This window comes from Nocardia sp. NPDC057440, from assembly GCF_042802915.1.
GTDB lineage: Bacteria > Actinomycetota > Actinomycetes > Mycobacteriales > Mycobacteriaceae > Nocardia.
Window position 1 is genome coordinate 585225 of sequence record NZ_JBHVDF010000002.1, and the last position, 15422, is coordinate 600646.

The window sequence follows — 15422 nt, forward strand, 5'->3', positions numbered from 1 at the left end:
TCAGCGAGACATTGTCCTACTTGACGATCCCGGCGGCCTTGGCGACCGGGGTATCGGCGTTGCTCGGCGCGAGGCAGACCAGCTTCGCGGTACCGAGCGTCACGTTCGGGCTGCCCGCGAAGGCGCTGTCCGGGTTCTCCGCCAGTATCTGCTCGATCAGCGTCTTCTCCGCCGCGCCGTCGAGCGCTTTGAATTCGCCACAGGTGGTGCGCGACGCCGGGCCGAGCGACGGGTCGTCAGTCTTGGCGGGGGTTGTCGGAGCGCCGCCACCGGTGGTCGGCGCGGTGCTGGTGCCGGTGCTGGCGCCGGTCGGCTGTGGTGCCGATGAACTCGTGCTGGTCGTGCCTTTGCGCAGACCATTGGCCTCGGCGGATTCATCCGATCCGCCGCAGCCTGCCAGCAGTAGAACCACCGCCCCTGCGGCGAGGGCGATGGCGGAAGTTCGCTTCATCACGTGCTTTTCCCGGTGACTAGAGGCGCCGGAGCCTCCGGCGCGTTCGGTGCAGCGTACCGGGTGCGATCGGGTCGTCGTCATGGGAGGCTCCGCAGTGGATCGGGCGCCGGGTCTGGCTCCGGCGCTGTCGCTCCACTGTGCGGTGGGCGGCTTATGATCGCCCAATCGATCACTGAACGTCAGTGAACATGCTGCTGCCAATCGGCGGGCACCCGCCCGCGTGGGCCCGGCACCGGCTGTTCGGCCGGGCGACTGGTCGGCGCGGCCAGCTCCGGTCCGCCGCTGTACATCTCCTCGGTGCGGAAGTCCCAGAACCAATCCTCGCCCGGCTCGAAGCTCTGGATGAACGGGTGGTTGGTTTCCTTGGCGTGCTTGGACGCGTGCTGCGCGGGCGAGGTGTCACAACAGCCGACGTGGCCGCATTGAGCACAGCGGCGCAGATGCACCCACCAGCCCTGTGCTGCTTCGCATTCGACGCAGCCGGTTCCGCTCGGTGCGGCGCTGGGGTCTATCCCTTCCAGATCTTGCTGCGTCATCGTTGACCTCCTGCGTTGGATTCCGGTTCGCCTCGATTGTCGTCGGCCGGATTCGCTTCGGCCGGGTCTTCCTCGGTGCGGTGCAGCGGCAGCCAGACGGTGAAGCGCGTGTTGCCAGGCTCCGAATCGAGCTGGATATCGCCGTTGTGTTTGTTCACCACGATCCGGAACGAGATGTCCAGACCGAGGCCGGTGCCCTCGCCGACCGGTTTGGTGGTGAAGAACGGTTCGAAGATTCGGCTGCGCACCTCGGCGGGGACGCCGGGACCGGTATCGCCGATTTCGACGACGGCACAGTCGTTTTCGTGTCTGGTGCGAATCGTCAGGGTACCCCGGCCGTTCATCGCGTACACCGCGTTGTCGATCAGGTTGGTCCACACCTGATTCAATTCCGCTGCGTAGCAAGGCACCTGCGGCAAAGAGCGGTCGTACTCCTTCACCACCCGCACCCCGTCGCCGATCTTGCGACTGAGCATGACCAGGGTGCTGTCGAGCAGCTCGTGGATGTCGATCACCTGGAACGGCGCCCGGTCCATCTGCGAATACTGTTTGGCCGCACCGACAAGCGAGGAGATGCGCGTGGTCGAGTCGGCGATCTCGTTCATCAACAACTCGGTCTCGATGGTGTAGTTCAGCCACCGGATCGCACCCTGGAACACCTGGTCGGGGCAGTCGTCGAGGGTGGCGGCCACGCGCTCGAGCCAGTCGACGTCGAAGCCGGCCTGGACGAAATTCGGCGCGAGATTCCAGGCGTCGCCGATACCGTGGTCCTCCAGCCATTCGCCCAGCAGGTCCTCACGATCGGCGGCTTCCATCGGCGTCAACTCCGGCGCCTTGGCGACCTGAGCCGCCGCCTCCTCTTGCAGGCGCACCAGCGAGACGAGCGATTCCGTGTCGAACTTGCCCTCGGCCATCATCGCCAGCTTGTGCCGCATCCCGGCGATCCGTTCCCGCAGCCCCGAGGTGGCGCGGACCGCGGCGGCGGCGGGGTTGTTCAGCTCGTGGGTCAGGCCCGCCGACAGCGAGCCGAGCGCGAGCAGCCGCTCCCGCTGGGCGATGCGTTCGTTGGAGTTGCGGTTGCCGAAGAACGCGCCCTCCAGCATGTGCACCGCCATCGGGAACCACTCGTGCATCATCCTGGCGAAGGTGCCCGCGTCGAGCACGAAGAACCGTGACGGCCGCGGCACGGACATCGAGCCGTTGTAGATCTGCTCGACCTTGTCGCCCATGTAGGCCATCCAGGCGCCCGCGTACGCGCCCCTGTGATCGGTGCGGACCATTTCGATCTCGGTGCCGCTGGAAAGCTTGGTGAGGACCACCTCGCCGTCCATCAGCACATAGAAGCAGGTCGCCGGATCGCCCTCACGAAAAACCAGACCTGGTTCGATGGTTTCCACCCGCCCGTCCGCGCACAGCCATTCGAGCTGTTCGTCGTCGAGCTTCTCGAAGAGGAAAAGCGTGCGCAATTCCGCGGGATCGCAGACCAGGCGGCTGCTGCGCGCGGCGGTATCTTTCGAATTCATGTCAGCCTCCTGATTACGCGAGATACCGGTGCACGAGCATGACAGCCATAGCACCCTCACCGACTGCGGAAGCCACGCGTTTGGCCGAGTCGGCATGCACATCACCGGCCACGAAGACGCCGGGCACACTTGTTTCCAAGTGGTGTGGGGGCCTCGGTAATTCCCAACCGGCCGGTCTGCCGCCGTCGACGAGCAGATCGGGTCCGGCCAGCACGTATCCGGCCTGATCCCGTGTGATCACGCCGTCGAGCCAGTCGGTCTGCGGCGCCGCGCCGATGAACAGGAACAGCCGCTCGGCCTCGGCCTTCTCCTCGACGTCGGTTTCGTTATTGCGCAGCACGATCTGCTGCAGGTGATCGTCGCCCTCGGCGGAGATCACCTCGGTGCGGGTGTGCACCTTGATGTTCGGTATCTGCCCGATCTGCTGGATCAGATAGTGCGACATGGACTTGTCCAGCGAGTCAGCGCGGATGACCAGGTGCACGGTGCGGGCGTTGCGGGACAGGAAGACCGCGGCCTGGCCGGCCGAATTCGCCCCGCCGACGATGTAGACGTCGTGGTTGGAGCATTCGGATGCCTCGGTCATCGCCGAGCCGTAGTAGACACCGCGCCCGGTGAAGTCGTCGACGCCCGGAGCGGTGTGGCGGCGATAGTCGACGCCGGTCGCGATGATCACGGTGTGCGCGCAGAGCCGTCCACCGTCGGCGAACCGCACGGTCCGCGCGGACCCGTTCACCTCGAGACCGACCACCTCGCGGGTGGTGATCACCTCGGCGCCGAACTTGGCTGCCTGCCGCCGCGCCCGATCCGCGAGCTGCGCTCCGGAGACGCCATCCGGGAAGCCGAGATAGTTCTCGATGCGCGAACTCTGTCCGGCCTGGCCGCCGGTCGCCGTGCGCTCGACGAGTACCGTGCGCAAGCCCTCGGAGGCGCCGTAGACCGCCGCGCCCAGACCCGCAGGGCCGCCGCCGACCACGATGAGGTCGTAGAACTCGCCGGTCGGGTTCGTGCTCAGTCCGACGCTCTCGGCCAACTCCCCGTCGCTCGGTTGCACCAGCGTCTGCCCGGCTTCGGTGATGACGACGGGACATCGCTCCGGATCGGCGCCCGCCGCCTCCAGCAGGCGCGCGCCTTCGGGTTCGTCGGCGAGATACCAGCGGTAGGGCAATTGGTTGCGGGCGAGGAACTCGCGCACCTCCGACGACCGTGGCGACCAGCGGTTGCCGACCACCTTGGTCTCGGTCACCGGCCGCTGCTCGCTGCTGCGCCAGGCCTCCAACAGCCCGTCGAGCACCGGATACAGCTTCTCCTCCGGCGGATCCCACGGCTTGAGCAGATAGTGGTCGAGATCGACGACATTGATCGCGTCGATCGCGGCGCTGGTGTCGGCGTAGGCGGTCAGCAGCACCCGGCGGGCATAAGGGTGCAGGTCCATCGCCTGCTCGAGGAATTCGATGCCGTCCATGCCCGGCATCCGGTAGTCGGCGATCAGTACCGCGACCGGCTGGCCGCGCAGTTTCATCTCACGAAGCGCGTCGAGCGCGGCGGCGCCCGATTCCGCGCGCAGAATCCGATACTCGGCGCCATAGCGGCGGCGCAGGTCGCGCACGACCGCGCGGGAGACCCCTGGGTCGTCGTCGACGCTGAGGATGGCCGGCTTCGTAGCAGCGGGTGAAGTCACCTAACGAGTATGGATCCTCGCCGGGTCCGCTGTCGTCGGCGTTTTGCCCGCCATCACACCCGGTGCTTGCGCACCATGTCGAGTTCGCCCGGTGTGAGCAGGCGCTCGAGCAGTTCTTCCTGAGCGATCTTGCGGGCCGCGTGCGAGGAGGGCGAGCCACGCGCCGCGGATCCTTCGGGGGGTTCGACAGCGGGCAGCAGCGGAACCTGATCCGCGTCCCGACGGTGTAAAAGCGAGCGCAGTTTCACGGCCGATCACCTCACGCTGGACGGAAAAGTTGGTGGCAGTGGCTGATGCTTCGTCTATCCGTCATTGTGCGCTGGCCATTACACGGGCAGGTGAATAAATCTCGAAAATGTGACGCGTTTGTCTTCCAACTGCCGCTTCCTACGCGCCTGCGCTCGGCCCGCCGCGGCTATGGACGGACTGCGTCCGACTGGGTTTATCAGGCGGCTGCCTCGCCTGTGCTCGGCCCCGCGCGGCGATAGTCGGACTTCGCCCGACTGCGCATATTAGGATGCGAGGTAATCGTCAAATCGTGCTAGCCGTACCGAAATAGGTCCGGTCGCCGCAGTTCTCCCGGAGGCAGTGTTGCCGAAAAATCTCGAAGTCACGGTTGATATCGCCGCACCCCCGGAACAGGTGTGGGCCGTTATCGGCGACCTGAAGCGGATGCCGGAGTTCAGCCCGCAGTGCGTCAGGATGCTGGCGCTCGGCACGCCGAAAGCAGGCACCTGGACGTTCAACCTCAATCGTGACGGCAAGAAGTACTGGCCGACCACCGCGCGAATCGTGCGCTACGAACCCAACCAGGCCTTCGCGTTCCGGATCAACGAGAACCGCAGCATCTGGAGCTACACGCTGGAGCCGACCGCGACCGGCACCAGGCTGATCGAACGCCGCGATGTCCCCAACGGCACCACCTGGTTCTCCCGCAGGGCCATCAACGCCGCGCTCGGTGGCGAGCAGCCGTTCGAAGAGGAACTCGTGCGCGGTATGAACGAGACGCTCGGCAAGATCAAGACAGCGGTCGAGGCGCAGGCGTAGCTTGCGTCGTATGCGACGAAAGCTACGCTTTACGGCGGCCATTGCGGCCGCGGCGGGGACGGTTGTGCTGCTGTCCGGCTGTGGTAAATCCGATTCGGGACCCGCCCGTGAGGTCACCGTGGTCGGGTCCGGTCAGGTGCGCGGCGCCCCGGACACCCTGAACGCGGATCTCGGGGTGGAGGTGAACGCCGGCAACGTATCCGCGGCGATCAACGGCGCCAACGACAAGGCCAAGGCGATCACCGACGCCATGGTGGCCGCGGGCCTGGCCCGTGCGGACGTGCGCACCACCGAGATCTCCATCCAGCCGCAATACGCCAGCGGCCCGGACGGCGGCAACCAGACCATTATCGGCTACCGGGCGACCAACTCCGTGCACATCGTGGTCCGTGACCTGTCGAAGGCTTCGGCGATCCTGGACAGCGGGGTCAAGGCGGGCGGCGACGAAACTCGACTGCGCGGAGTCTCTTTCGCACTCGACGACGATTCGCGATTGCTCGCCGACGCGCGCTCGCGCGCCTTCGCCGACGCGAAGTCGCGGGCCGAGCAGTACGCGGTGCTTGCCGGGTCGAAACTGACCGATGTCATCACCATCAACGAGGCAAGCAGCCGCGACGACACCCCGAAGGCCCTGCGCGACGAGGCGGCGCAGTCCTTCGCCTTGGAGCCGGGCACCCAGACGGTGACTTTCACGGTGACAGTCACCTGGGGCCTCGGCTGAATTACCCGGTGACTACTGCCATTTCGGCAGTGTGACCACCTGGGCGGCGTAGGAAAGCCCCGCGCCGAAGGCGATGAGCAGCGCGGTATCGCCCGGCTTCGACTCGCCGGTGCGCAGCAGTGCCTCCATGGCAAGCGGGATCGAGGCGGCCGACGTATTGCCGGTCTCCTCGATGTCGTTGGCCAGCGCGCAGTGCTCCGGCAGCTTCAGCACGCGGGCCATGATCTCGATGATCCGGCCGTTGGCCTGGTGCGGAATCATCGCGTCCAGATCGTCGGTGGACAGCCCCGCCCGATCGATGGCGTCGCGGCAGACCTTCTCCAAGGAATGCGCGGCCCAGCGGAACACCGCGGTGCCTTCCATCGCCATGTAGGGGCGGACCGCGTCGAGCCCCTTCTCCTCGATCTCGGCGAAGAACTCCATCCAGTCCTTGTCCTGCCGGATCGCGTGATGCTGGGTGCCGTCCGAACCCCACACCGTCGGACCGATTCCCACGGTGTCCGACGGCCCGACCACCACGGCGCCCGCACCATCGGCGAACAGGAATGCGGTGGAGCGGTCGGTCGGATTGACGGTGCTGGTCAGCTTCTCGACACCGATCACCAGCACGTTGTGCGCGGTGCCGCCGCGCACCAGATCCGAGGCGAGCGCCAGCGCGTGACAGAAGCCCGCGCAACCGGCGGAGACGTCGAAGGCCGCCGCGCCGTTCATGCCGAGCTCGGTGGCTATGCGCGGCGCGGCCGCCGGGGTGAGCAGCAGATGGGTGGACGTAGCAACAATCACGCAGTCGACTTGGTCGACCTCGACCCCTGCGGATTCGAGCGCGTCGCGGGCGGCCGCGACGCTCATGCTCTGGATCGTTTCCGTTTCCGAAGCGAACCGCCGGGTCTTGATGCCCGACCTGGTCCGGATCCACTCGTCGCTCGAGTCGATCGGGCCCGCCACCTCATCGTTCGTGACGATCCGGGCGGGGCGGTATACGCCGAGCCCGAGGATCGCCGTGTGCTCTGCCCCGGTGTACTGGGCGATTCGAGCAGCCATTATGCGTCTCCTATGTACCTGCGGCGGCGCCGCCGGGTTGTACCCCGAAGCATGTAAATGAGTTCCTCATCAGCAAACTACCTACGTGCCCGTAGACATGAGGCCCCCTCATATTAGCCCCAGGATCGCCGCGCGCTAGTGCGTATTCTCACATTCGGCGGGTATACCCTCGGAGCACGCCTTTTTCCTGTTGGCGGCATGCCCCAACTAGTGATTCGAGGACAACATGCTGGGACTCGGGATTATCGGCTGGATCATCATCGGCGGACTCGCCGGCTGGATCGCCAGCAAGATCATGAAGACGGATGCTCAGCAAGGCATTCTCCTCAATATCGTGGTCGGTATCGTCGGAGGTCTACTCGGCGGATTCCTGTTGAAGCTGCTCGGCGTCGACGTCGAGGGCGGCGGCCTCTGGTTCAGCTTCTTCACCTGCCTCGGCGGTGCGGCCATTCTGTTGTTCTTGGTGAAGCTGTTCACCAGCCGTCGAGCCTGATTCCGGCAACACCTGCCACAAGCTCCTATGCTCGGAAGTGCCTCGCCTTCGCTGGGCCCGGTGCGGGCTGTGGGCGGACGATGTCCGGCTGCGTCGATTAGGGTGTGATCGCTTGCGCTCGACCTATTGTTGAGGGGCGCATTCCATCTGTATCGAGCACGAAAGAGGAGCCTGTGGCACGCCGCCCCACCCCGCCCGGCACGCCCGAAACCACCGGAGTCGGCCATGTCGTCGATCTGGTTCGGGCCGCGATTCCCCCGCTGCACCCCGCCGGCCTGCCTTTTGTGGCCGCGCCGCTCGCGGTGGCGGTTCTCGGCGGGCGTCGCAAATGGGTGCGCCGGAGCGGACTACTCGCCGCGGCGGCCTGCGCCACGTTCTTCCGGCACCCGAACCGGGTGCCGCCGAATCGGACGGGCGTCGTTGTCGCGCCCGCCGACGGTGAGGTCGCGCTCGTCGACACCGCTTCTCCGCCACCGGAGTTGGGCCTCGGCGACCAGCCGCTGCCCCGGGTCAGCATCTTCCTCTCGGTGCTCGACGTGCATGTGCAGCGCACGCCGGTCTCCGGCACCGTGCGCGCCGTTTCGCATCAGCCCGGCCAGTTCCGTTCGGCCGACCTGCCCGAGGCCAGCTCGGTGAACGAGCGCAACAGCATGGTCTTGGAGACCCCCGACGGCCGGCAGGTCGTCGTCGTCCAGATCGCCGGGCTGCTCGCCCGCCGCATTGTCTGCGACGCGAAAGTCGGTGACGTACTGACCATCGGGGACACCTACGGGCTGATCCGCTTCGGCTCGCGCGTCGACACCTACTTCCCGGTGGGCACCGAGCTGCTTGTCGAGCCGGGACAGCGCACCATCGGGGCCGAAACCGTCCTGGCGGTGTTGGGCTCATCATCCGCCGAGTCATGATGGAGCACGCCGTGTCCAAGCCCCGGCGTAGCCGCTCGATCCGGCTGCTGCCGAGCATTGTGACGATCCTGGCGCTGTGCGCCGGATTGTCCGCGGTGAAATTCGCCCTGGACGGCAAGCTCAACACCTCGCTCGCGATGGTCGGCGCGGCGGCGGTGCTCGACACTCTCGACGGGCGGCTGGCCCGCATGCTCGACGCCACCAGCAAGATGGGCGCGGAGCTCGATTCACTGTCGGACGCCATCTCTTTCGGCGTCGCGCCCGCCCTCGTGCTGTACATCGCGCTGCTGGACAGCAATAGCGCGGGCTGGATCATCGCGCTGATGTACGCGGTGAGCATCGTGCTGCGACTGGCCAGGTTCAACACCCTGATGGACGACGACACCCGCCCGGATTGGTCGCGCGAATACTTCGTCGGCGTGCCCGCGCCCGCGGGGGCGCTCATCGCGCTGGTGCCGATCGCGTTGTTCGTGCAGTTCGGCGACGGCTGGTGGGTCGGCTTCTACGAAGTCGCGCTGTGGACCCTGTGTGCCGCCGCACTGTCGGTCAGCACCATCCCGACGCTGGCGATGAAGTCGGTGTCGGTGGCGCCGCAGGCCGCCGCGGGCCTGCTCGTGCTGGTCGCGGTCGCCGCGGCGGCGCTGGTCACCTACCCGATCGTGCTGCTGCTGGTGTTGGTCGCGCTGTACCTCGGTCATATTCCGTTCGCCTGGCACTCGCAGCGCTGGGTCGCCGCGCGGCCGGAGACCTGGGAGCACAAGCCCGCCGAACGCCGTGCGCAGCGCCGTGCCCAGCGGCGCATGCCCGCGATCCGCCGCCCGGCCATCCGCGTGTCCAGCGCCCGCTTACGCCTGCGCAGGCCGGGCGGCAGGCAGCGGGACGACGACGTGTCGCGCTGATCGTTGCGGCGGTCCCGAGGTTTCCGTCAAGGACTCCTCGGGCCTCGGCGGTCTCGTCAACACGGCACGGCGTCCGATCGTCGGCGCGAACAAGGTCGCGCGCTACGTCACCCGCCGGACGGCATCGTCAACGGAGGGTTGACGATAGATAGTCGTCAACCTATGGTTGACGCATGGCACACAACATACGGCTCGACGATCTGATCGAGGGCATCAAGAAAGCGCGCCCCGACGACGTGCTGGAACAGCTCTCCGACGCGGTGGTCACCGCGGGACACTTCGGCGAAGTGGCCGATCACCTGATCGGCCACTTCGTGGACCAAGCCCGCCGCTCCGGCGCGTCATGGACCGATATCGGCGCCAGCATGGGCGTCACCAAGCAAGCCGCCCAGAAGCGGTTCGTGCCCAAGGCTCCCGGTGCGGCGGAGGATGCCGCCGGCATGGACCCCAGCGCCGGCTTCGCCAAATTCACCCCGCGGGCGCGGGCGGTCGTGGTGAGCTCGCAGGAAGTCGCGCGCACGGCGGGCAATGCCCAGATCGGCATCGAACACCTGATTCTCGGGCTGCTGTCAGAACCCGAGGGACTCGGTGCGAAGGAGATCCTCCTGCACGGCGGTTCGCTGGAGACCGTCCGCGAGGTCGCGACAGCGGGCCTACCGGCTCGGGTGGACGAGGTGCCTGTGCTGATCCCATTCGGCCCGGAGGCGAAGAAGGTGCTCGAACTGACCTTCCGCGAGGCACTCCGGCTCGGCCACAACTACGTCGGCACCGAGCACATCCTGCTCGCACTGCTGGAGCAGGAGAACGGCCTCGGCCTTCTCGCCGGTGTCGGCGTCTACAAGCCCCAGGTGGAAACCCATCTGGTCGAACTGCTTTCGGTGATCGCCACCGAGCAGCCATGACAAGGGGATGGGCGGACATCCACGGCGGCCGGATGACCGTCCGTCCGGTGCGGGTTCGGTCTCGCAGCCGAATCAACCAGGTGCTGACGGGATTTCGTGCGGCCTGTGCCGCACGCGCCGGGCAGGCACGGGTTCGGCGTAGGTCGTCGGCTCGGCGGCGTCGCGCGGCCGCCGGGCGCGAGCTATCGCGGCTCGGGCAGGCGAACGGTCTCCCGAACGCCTCTCAGTGCGACACCGCAGGCAGGTATCTGCGGGCCGGCTGAAATATCACCGGTCGGGCACGTTGCGGGCGAGTTCGTCGAGCCAGGCGGCGGCCGAGGCGTCGCTGGGAGCGCGCCAGTCGCCGCGCGGCGACAGTGAGCCGCCGGAGCCGACTTTGGGGGCGTTCGGCAGCGTCGAGCGTTTGAACTGGCTGGTCTGGATGAAGCGGCGCAGGAATTCCGCGAGCCAGTGTTTGATGGTCGGCAGGTCGTAGGCGTTGCGCTGGTCGGCGGGGATGAGATCGGGCCAGCTGCCGCGGGCGGTGTCCGACCAGGCCTGCCACGCCAGGTAGGCGATGCGGCTCGGGCGGTAGCCGAAGCGCAGCAGGTTGTAGAGGTGGAGGTCCTGCAACTCGTACGGGCCGACGGTGGCCTCGGAACTCTGACCGGGCCCGGTCGCGTCGGAATCGGTGGTGGGAATCAGTTCCGGCGAGATTTCGGTCTGCAGGATCGACGCGAGCACCTCGCCCGCGTCCGCGCCGAACTGATCGGTGTCCACGGCCCAGGCGATCAGGTATTTGATCAGCGTCTTGGGGACCGAGGCGTTCACACTGTAGTGCGCCATATGATCGCCGACGCCGAAAGTGCACCAGCCGAGAGCGAGTTCGCTGAGATCACCGGTGCCGACGACGAGCGCATGGTGCTGATTGGCCAGCCGGAACAGATGTGCGGTCCGCTCACCGGCCTGCACATTCTCGTAGGTGATGTCGTACTGCGGAACACCGTCGGCAGCAGGGTGATTCAGGTCGCGCAGCATCTGGGTGGCCGAGGGCCTGATGTCGATCTCCTGTGCGCTCACCCCGAGTGCGCGCATCAGCCGGTGTGCGTCGTTGCGAGTGCGCGCCCCGGTCGCGAAGCCGGGCATGGTGTAGGCGAGCACATTGGTCCGCGGCAGCCCGAGCCGGTCCATGGTCTTGGCCGCCACGATCAGCGCCTGAGTGGAGTCGAGCCCACCGGAGACCCCGATGACAACGCGTTGAATTCCGGTGGCCCGCAGCCGGGTGCTCAGGCCCTCCACCTGGATGTGGTGCACCTCGGCGCAGCGCTCGTTGCGTGCCGTCGGGTCGGCGGGAACGTAAGGGAAGCGCGGAATTTCGCGTCGTAGCTCGACGGTGGCGGTCGGCACCGGCACCTCGATCTCGATGCGCCGTAGCCGAACCAGATGGTCGCGGTGGTCATGCACATTGTCGGCGAAACTGGTGGTGCGCAATCGATCCGCGGCCAGGCGCGGTAGGTCGAGGTCGGCGGTGATCAACTGCGGATGATCGGCGAACCGCTCGCCTTCGGCAAGCAGATCGCCGTTCTCGCAGACCAGCGCCTGTCCGTCCCACGCCATATCGGTCGTCGATTCACCGTGTCCCGCAGCCGAATACAGGTAGGCGGCCAGATAGCGCGCCGAGTGCGAGGTGCACAGCGCCCGCCGATAGTCGGCCTTGCCGATGACGATATTGCTGGCCGAGAGGTTGACGAGCACGGTCGCGCCGGCGAGTGCGGCGAACCCGCTCGGCGGCAGCGGCACCCAGCCGTCCTCACAAATCTCCAGATGAAAGACGAATCCGTCGAGATTGGTCGCGGTGAACAGTAGATCGGCTCCGAACGGCGCCCGCCGACCGGCGATCGTGATCTGGTCTGCCAAGTTCTCCCGCGCCGCCGCGAACTGCCGCTTCTCGTAGAACTCGCGATAATTCGGCAGGTAGCTCTTGGGCGCCACGCCGAGCACAACACCCCCGCTTACCGCGATCGCGCAGTTGAACAACCTGCCCTGCGCCCGGACCGGTGCCCCGACCACCAGCACCGTGTCGATGTCCGCGCTCGCCGCGACCAGGCGTGCCAGCGCCGCGTCCACCGCGTCGGCCAGCGCATCCTGATGGAAAAGGTCGTCGGCGGTATAGGAGGACAGCCCGAGCTCGGGAAACACCGTCAGCACCGCGCCGGCGTCAGCCGCCTGGCGGGCCAGCAGCAGCGTCTGCTCGACGTTGTAGGCAGGGTCCGCGACCCGTACCCGTGGCACCGCGACCGCCACCCGCGCGAACCCGTGCCGGTAGAGCGATTCGAACGCCAGGTCGGGCATCGACGTCCCCCTTCGGGATCGAGTCGAATGTGATCATGCTCCGCCGCGAAATCTACCCCCGGCCGCGGCTACTGCCTGCCGCGTAGCCCGCCGCCCCACCGTGGCCAGTCCACCTTCGGCGGCGGTTCGGTGATCAGCGGTTCGCGCTCGACATCGGTGACGAACAGCGGCAGTCGCGGCGCGAGCTCGGCAAGCAGGGTGAGCAGGTTCCCGCCCTGCGCGGCCCGGTACTCGGGCATGGTCAGACCGACGATCTGCAGGAACTGGAGGCTGCCGTTCGGGGTGTCGATGCCGCCGAGTTCCGGGTCGACCGCGAATCCGACGGCGTGGACGGTCGAGTCCGCGCGGTCGGCGGCGATGGGCCCGTTCGCCTTGATGGCGTGGCCGGGCTCGAACCACTTGCCCGACTGGAAGACGTAGCGAGCGAGGTTCTGCATGAAGTCGCCGGGCCACACCGGTGGCACGGTATCGGTGGGCAGGCGTACCAGCCGGAAGGTGAATTCGAATCCCCAGCCCGATTCGGCGGGGTTGTCCCACTCTTTCTCGTACAGCTCGCTCATGCCATAGCTGAGGTAGTGCCAGTGCGGGACCGGGTCGGTGCGCGGATACACGCTGATGCCGTCGAGCGGATCGGGACCGCCGAGCGACCAGGGCAGTTCCGGCGCCCAATGGGTGGGTTCGACGCCGTCGTACAACTGTGCGAGGGCGCCGTCGATGGCGTCCCAGCCCGGTGCTTCACTCACGTCGCCACTCTAGTTCCGTGTCTTCCACTCGGCGCGTCGCGCGGAATCGTCCGATGTTGGCGGACAGCGGTTTTGCGGTCGGCTCCGGACAGCGGGCCGCGCGACCTGGTCTTTCTTGCCCGTGCCTTGGCTCTGGCACGGCGCGCCGACGCGCGATCTGGACGGCGGTCAAGATCGACGGCCGCTAAGCTATAGCAATGGCGGATGACACGGATTCCGACCTAGTGGCAGGGGAGCGGCGCGCTGACCTGATACATGCGCTGTCCTACGTGTCCACGGAGTCGGGGCCGGACGGCGAGTACATCGTCAACGGCGATCTTCCCCCGGAGGTGGCACCGCCATTCATCCGAGCTGTCATGCGGGTCGAGGCAGAGTTGCTGTTGCACGATGCCGAGCTCGTCACGGTCGAGGGCGGTGAGCCGCGCACGCCCGAAGAGCGTCGTACCGACGCCTTCGTGGCGTTGGTGCTGCGCGTCGACGACCGAGACTGAGCGGGTGCGGTGTCGCCGTACCTTGCACTCGACACCCCTGAGTGCTAAAAAGGGCTTTGGCACTCTCTACCTGTGAGTGCCAGGTCGGGACGGTGAGACCGGGTTCCATCGACACCCCCGGTCGTCCGTCGCGGGCACCGAACCTGGCCAGCGTAAATGGGGCGATCCGACAAGCGGTCGCCCTGCGTGTCAGCCTCATTACTTGGAGGATCACTTCGCAATGGCCAAGATGATTGCGTTCGACGAAGAGGCCCGCCGCGGTCTCGAGCGGGGCCTCAACGCCCTCGCCGACGCGGTAAAGGTGACGCTGGGCCCGAAGGGTCGCAACGTCGTTCTGGAGAAGAAGTGGGGCGCCCCCACGATCACCAACGATGGTGTTTCCATCGCCAAGGAGATCGAGCTGGAGGACCCGTACGAGAAGATCGGCGCCGAGCTGGTCAAGGAAGTCGCCAAGAAGACGGATGACGTCGCAGGCGACGGCACCACCACCGCCACCGTGCTCGCCCAGGCGCTGGTGCGCGAGGGCCTGCGCAACGTCGCGGCCGGTGCCAACCCCCTCGGCCTGAAGCGTGGCATCGAGAAGGCCGTCGAGGCCGTCACCGTGCGCCTGCTCGACACCGCCAAGGAGATCGACACCAAGGAGCAGATCGCTGCTACCGCTGGTATCTCCGCAGGCGACTCGTCCATCGGTGAGCTGATCGCCGAGGCCATGGACAAGGTCGGCAAGGAAGGCGTCATCACCGTCGAGGAGAGCAACACCTTCGGTCTCCAGCTGGAGCTCACCGAGGGCATGCGCTTCGACAAGGGCTACATCTCGGGTTACTTCGTCACCGACCCGGAGCGTCAGGAAGCGGTCCTCGAGGATCCGTACATCCTGCTCGTCGGCTCGAAGATCTCGACCGTCAAGGACCTGCTGCCGCTGCTGGAGAAGGTCATCCAGGCCGGCAAGCCGCTGCTGATCATCGCCGAGGATGTCGAGGGCGAAGCCCTGTCGACCCTGGTGGTCAACAAGATCCGCGGCACCTTCAAGTCCGTCGCGGTCAAGGCGCCCGGCTTCGGTGACCGTCGCAAGGCTCAGCTCGCCGACATCGCCATCCTCACCGGTGGCGAGGTCATCAGCGAAGAGGTCGGCCTCTCGCTGGAGACCGCTGGCGTCGAGCTGCTCGGCCAGGCCCGCAAGGTCGTCATCACCAAGGACGAGACCACCATCGTCGAGGGCGCGGGCGACGCGGAGGCCATCAAGGGCCGCGTTGCTCAGATCCGCACCGAGATCGAGAACTCGGACTCGGACTACGACCGTGAGAAGCTGCAGGAGCGTCTGGCCAAGCTGGCCGGCGGTGTTGCGGTCATCAAGGCAGGCGCCGCGACCGAGGTCGAGCTCAAGGAGCGCAAGCACCGCATCGAAGATGCCGTGCGCAACGCCAAGGCCGCCGTCGAAGAGGGCATCGTCGCCGGTGGTGGCGTGGCTCTGCTGCAGTCGGCTCCTGCTCTCGACGACCTGAAGCTCGAGGGCGACGAGGCGACCGGCGCGGCATCGGCCTGCTCGACTGTCGCTGCGGCGGTGGGCGTGTCGACATCCGCGGCTCGGGCGTCCGCGCTCGGAGCCGCCGCAGCCAAGGCCTCGGCCGGTTCCGCGGCGGTCGACCCGGCTGCCG

General features: G+C 67.0%; 15 protein-coding genes and 1 pseudogene. 8 read left to right on the forward strand and 8 right to left on the reverse strand.

Annotated elements, in window-relative coordinates:
• Positions 1-16: 16 nt before the first annotated feature.
• The 5 genes from ACFU4Z_RS06000 to ACFU4Z_RS06020 all read right to left on the reverse strand — a co-directional run bounded on the left by ACFU4Z_RS06000 (position 17) and on the right by ACFU4Z_RS06020 (position 4442).
• Positions 17-535: a hypothetical protein gene (locus ACFU4Z_RS06000; protein ID WP_379060127.1), complete on the reverse strand. Its 519-nt coding sequence runs from the start codon at positions 533-535 to the stop codon at positions 17-19.
• Between the two features lie 98 nt (positions 536-633).
• The gene (locus ACFU4Z_RS06005) at positions 634-990 is read right to left on the reverse strand and encodes a UBP-type zinc finger domain-containing protein (protein ID WP_379060129.1); all 357 of its coding nucleotides are present in this window, start codon (positions 988-990) and stop codon (positions 634-636) included.
• Complete coding sequence (locus tag ACFU4Z_RS06010; RefSeq protein ID WP_379060130.1) at positions 987-2513, reverse strand: ATP-binding protein; 1527 nt, start codon at positions 2511-2513, stop codon at positions 987-989. The genes ACFU4Z_RS06005 and ACFU4Z_RS06010 overlap by 4 nt, the downstream gene beginning before the upstream one ends.
• A gap of 13 nt (positions 2514-2526) precedes the next feature.
• The gene (locus ACFU4Z_RS06015) at positions 2527-4194 is read right to left on the reverse strand and encodes an FAD-dependent oxidoreductase (protein WP_379060132.1); all 1668 of its coding nucleotides are present in this window, start codon (positions 4192-4194) and stop codon (positions 2527-2529) included.
• A gap of 53 nt (positions 4195-4247) precedes the next feature.
• The gene (locus ACFU4Z_RS06020) at positions 4248-4442 is read right to left on the reverse strand and encodes a hypothetical protein (protein ID WP_379060133.1); all 195 of its coding nucleotides are present in this window, start codon (positions 4440-4442) and stop codon (positions 4248-4250) included.
• 343 nt (positions 4443-4785) lie between these two features.
• Here ACFU4Z_RS06020 and ACFU4Z_RS06025 point away from each other — a divergent pair, with 343 nt between their 5' ends.
• Positions 4786-5241 carry an SRPBCC family protein gene (locus ACFU4Z_RS06025; protein WP_379060135.1) on the forward strand — a complete coding sequence of 152 codons (456 nt, stop codon included), beginning with the start codon at positions 4786-4788 and terminating at the stop codon, positions 5239-5241.
• Position 5242: 1 nt separating this feature from the next.
• A complete protein-coding gene (locus ACFU4Z_RS06030) occupies positions 5243-5962 on the forward strand; it encodes an SIMPL domain-containing protein (RefSeq protein ID WP_379060137.1) in 720 nt (239 codons plus the stop codon).
• Between the two features lie 12 nt (positions 5963-5974).
• Here ACFU4Z_RS06030 and ACFU4Z_RS06035 read toward each other — a convergent pair whose 3' ends face one another.
• Positions 5975-7003, reverse strand: coding sequence for a beta-ketoacyl-ACP synthase III (locus ACFU4Z_RS06035; protein WP_379060140.1), 1029 nt, complete (start codon positions 7001-7003; stop codon positions 5975-5977).
• A 226-nt stretch (positions 7004-7229) separates the two neighbouring features.
• Here ACFU4Z_RS06035 and ACFU4Z_RS06040 point away from each other — a divergent pair, with 226 nt between their 5' ends.
• From ACFU4Z_RS06040 to ACFU4Z_RS06055, 4 genes are all read left to right on the forward strand, one after another.
• Entirely contained in the window at positions 7230-7496 is a 267-nt protein-coding gene (locus ACFU4Z_RS06040) for a GlsB/YeaQ/YmgE family stress response membrane protein (protein ID WP_379060141.1), read from the forward strand.
• Between the two features lie 173 nt (positions 7497-7669).
• Positions 7670-8401, forward strand: coding sequence for a phosphatidylserine decarboxylase (locus ACFU4Z_RS06045; protein WP_379060142.1), 732 nt, complete (start codon positions 7670-7672; stop codon positions 8399-8401).
• Positions 8401-9300 (forward strand): CDP-alcohol phosphatidyltransferase family protein, encoded by a 900-nt coding sequence (locus tag ACFU4Z_RS06050; RefSeq protein ID WP_379060356.1) that lies wholly within the window; start codon positions 8401-8403, stop codon positions 9298-9300. The genes ACFU4Z_RS06045 and ACFU4Z_RS06050 overlap by 1 nt, the downstream gene beginning before the upstream one ends.
• A 173-nt stretch (positions 9301-9473) precedes the next feature.
• Positions 9474-10202: a Clp protease N-terminal domain-containing protein gene (locus ACFU4Z_RS06055; protein ID WP_379060143.1), complete on the forward strand. Its 729-nt coding sequence runs from the start codon at positions 9474-9476 to the stop codon at positions 10200-10202.
• Between the two features lie 267 nt (positions 10203-10469).
• Here ACFU4Z_RS06055 and ACFU4Z_RS06060 read toward each other — a convergent pair whose 3' ends face one another.
• Positions 10470-12533 (reverse strand): NAD(+) synthase, encoded by a 2064-nt coding sequence (locus ACFU4Z_RS06060; RefSeq protein WP_379060145.1) that lies wholly within the window; start codon positions 12531-12533, stop codon positions 10470-10472.
• Between the two features lie 68 nt (positions 12534-12601).
• Positions 12602-13276: a suppressor of fused domain protein gene (locus ACFU4Z_RS06065; protein ID WP_379060147.1), complete on the reverse strand. Its 675-nt coding sequence runs from the start codon at positions 13274-13276 to the stop codon at positions 12602-12604.
• A 197-nt stretch (positions 13277-13473) separates the two neighbouring features.
• Here ACFU4Z_RS06065 and ACFU4Z_RS06070 point away from each other — a divergent pair, with 197 nt between their 5' ends.
• Together ACFU4Z_RS06070 and groL are read left to right on the forward strand one after the other, a co-directional pair.
• Positions 13474-13767, forward strand: a complete 294-nt coding sequence (locus tag ACFU4Z_RS06070) for a hypothetical protein (RefSeq protein WP_328406807.1) — start codon at positions 13474-13476, stop codon at positions 13765-13767.
• A 220-nt stretch (positions 13768-13987) separates the two neighbouring features.
• Positions 13988-15298 (forward strand): annotated as a pseudogene (gene groL / locus ACFU4Z_RS06075) (chaperonin GroEL); the annotation flags it as partial.
• Between the last annotated feature and the right edge of the window lie 124 nt (positions 15299-15422).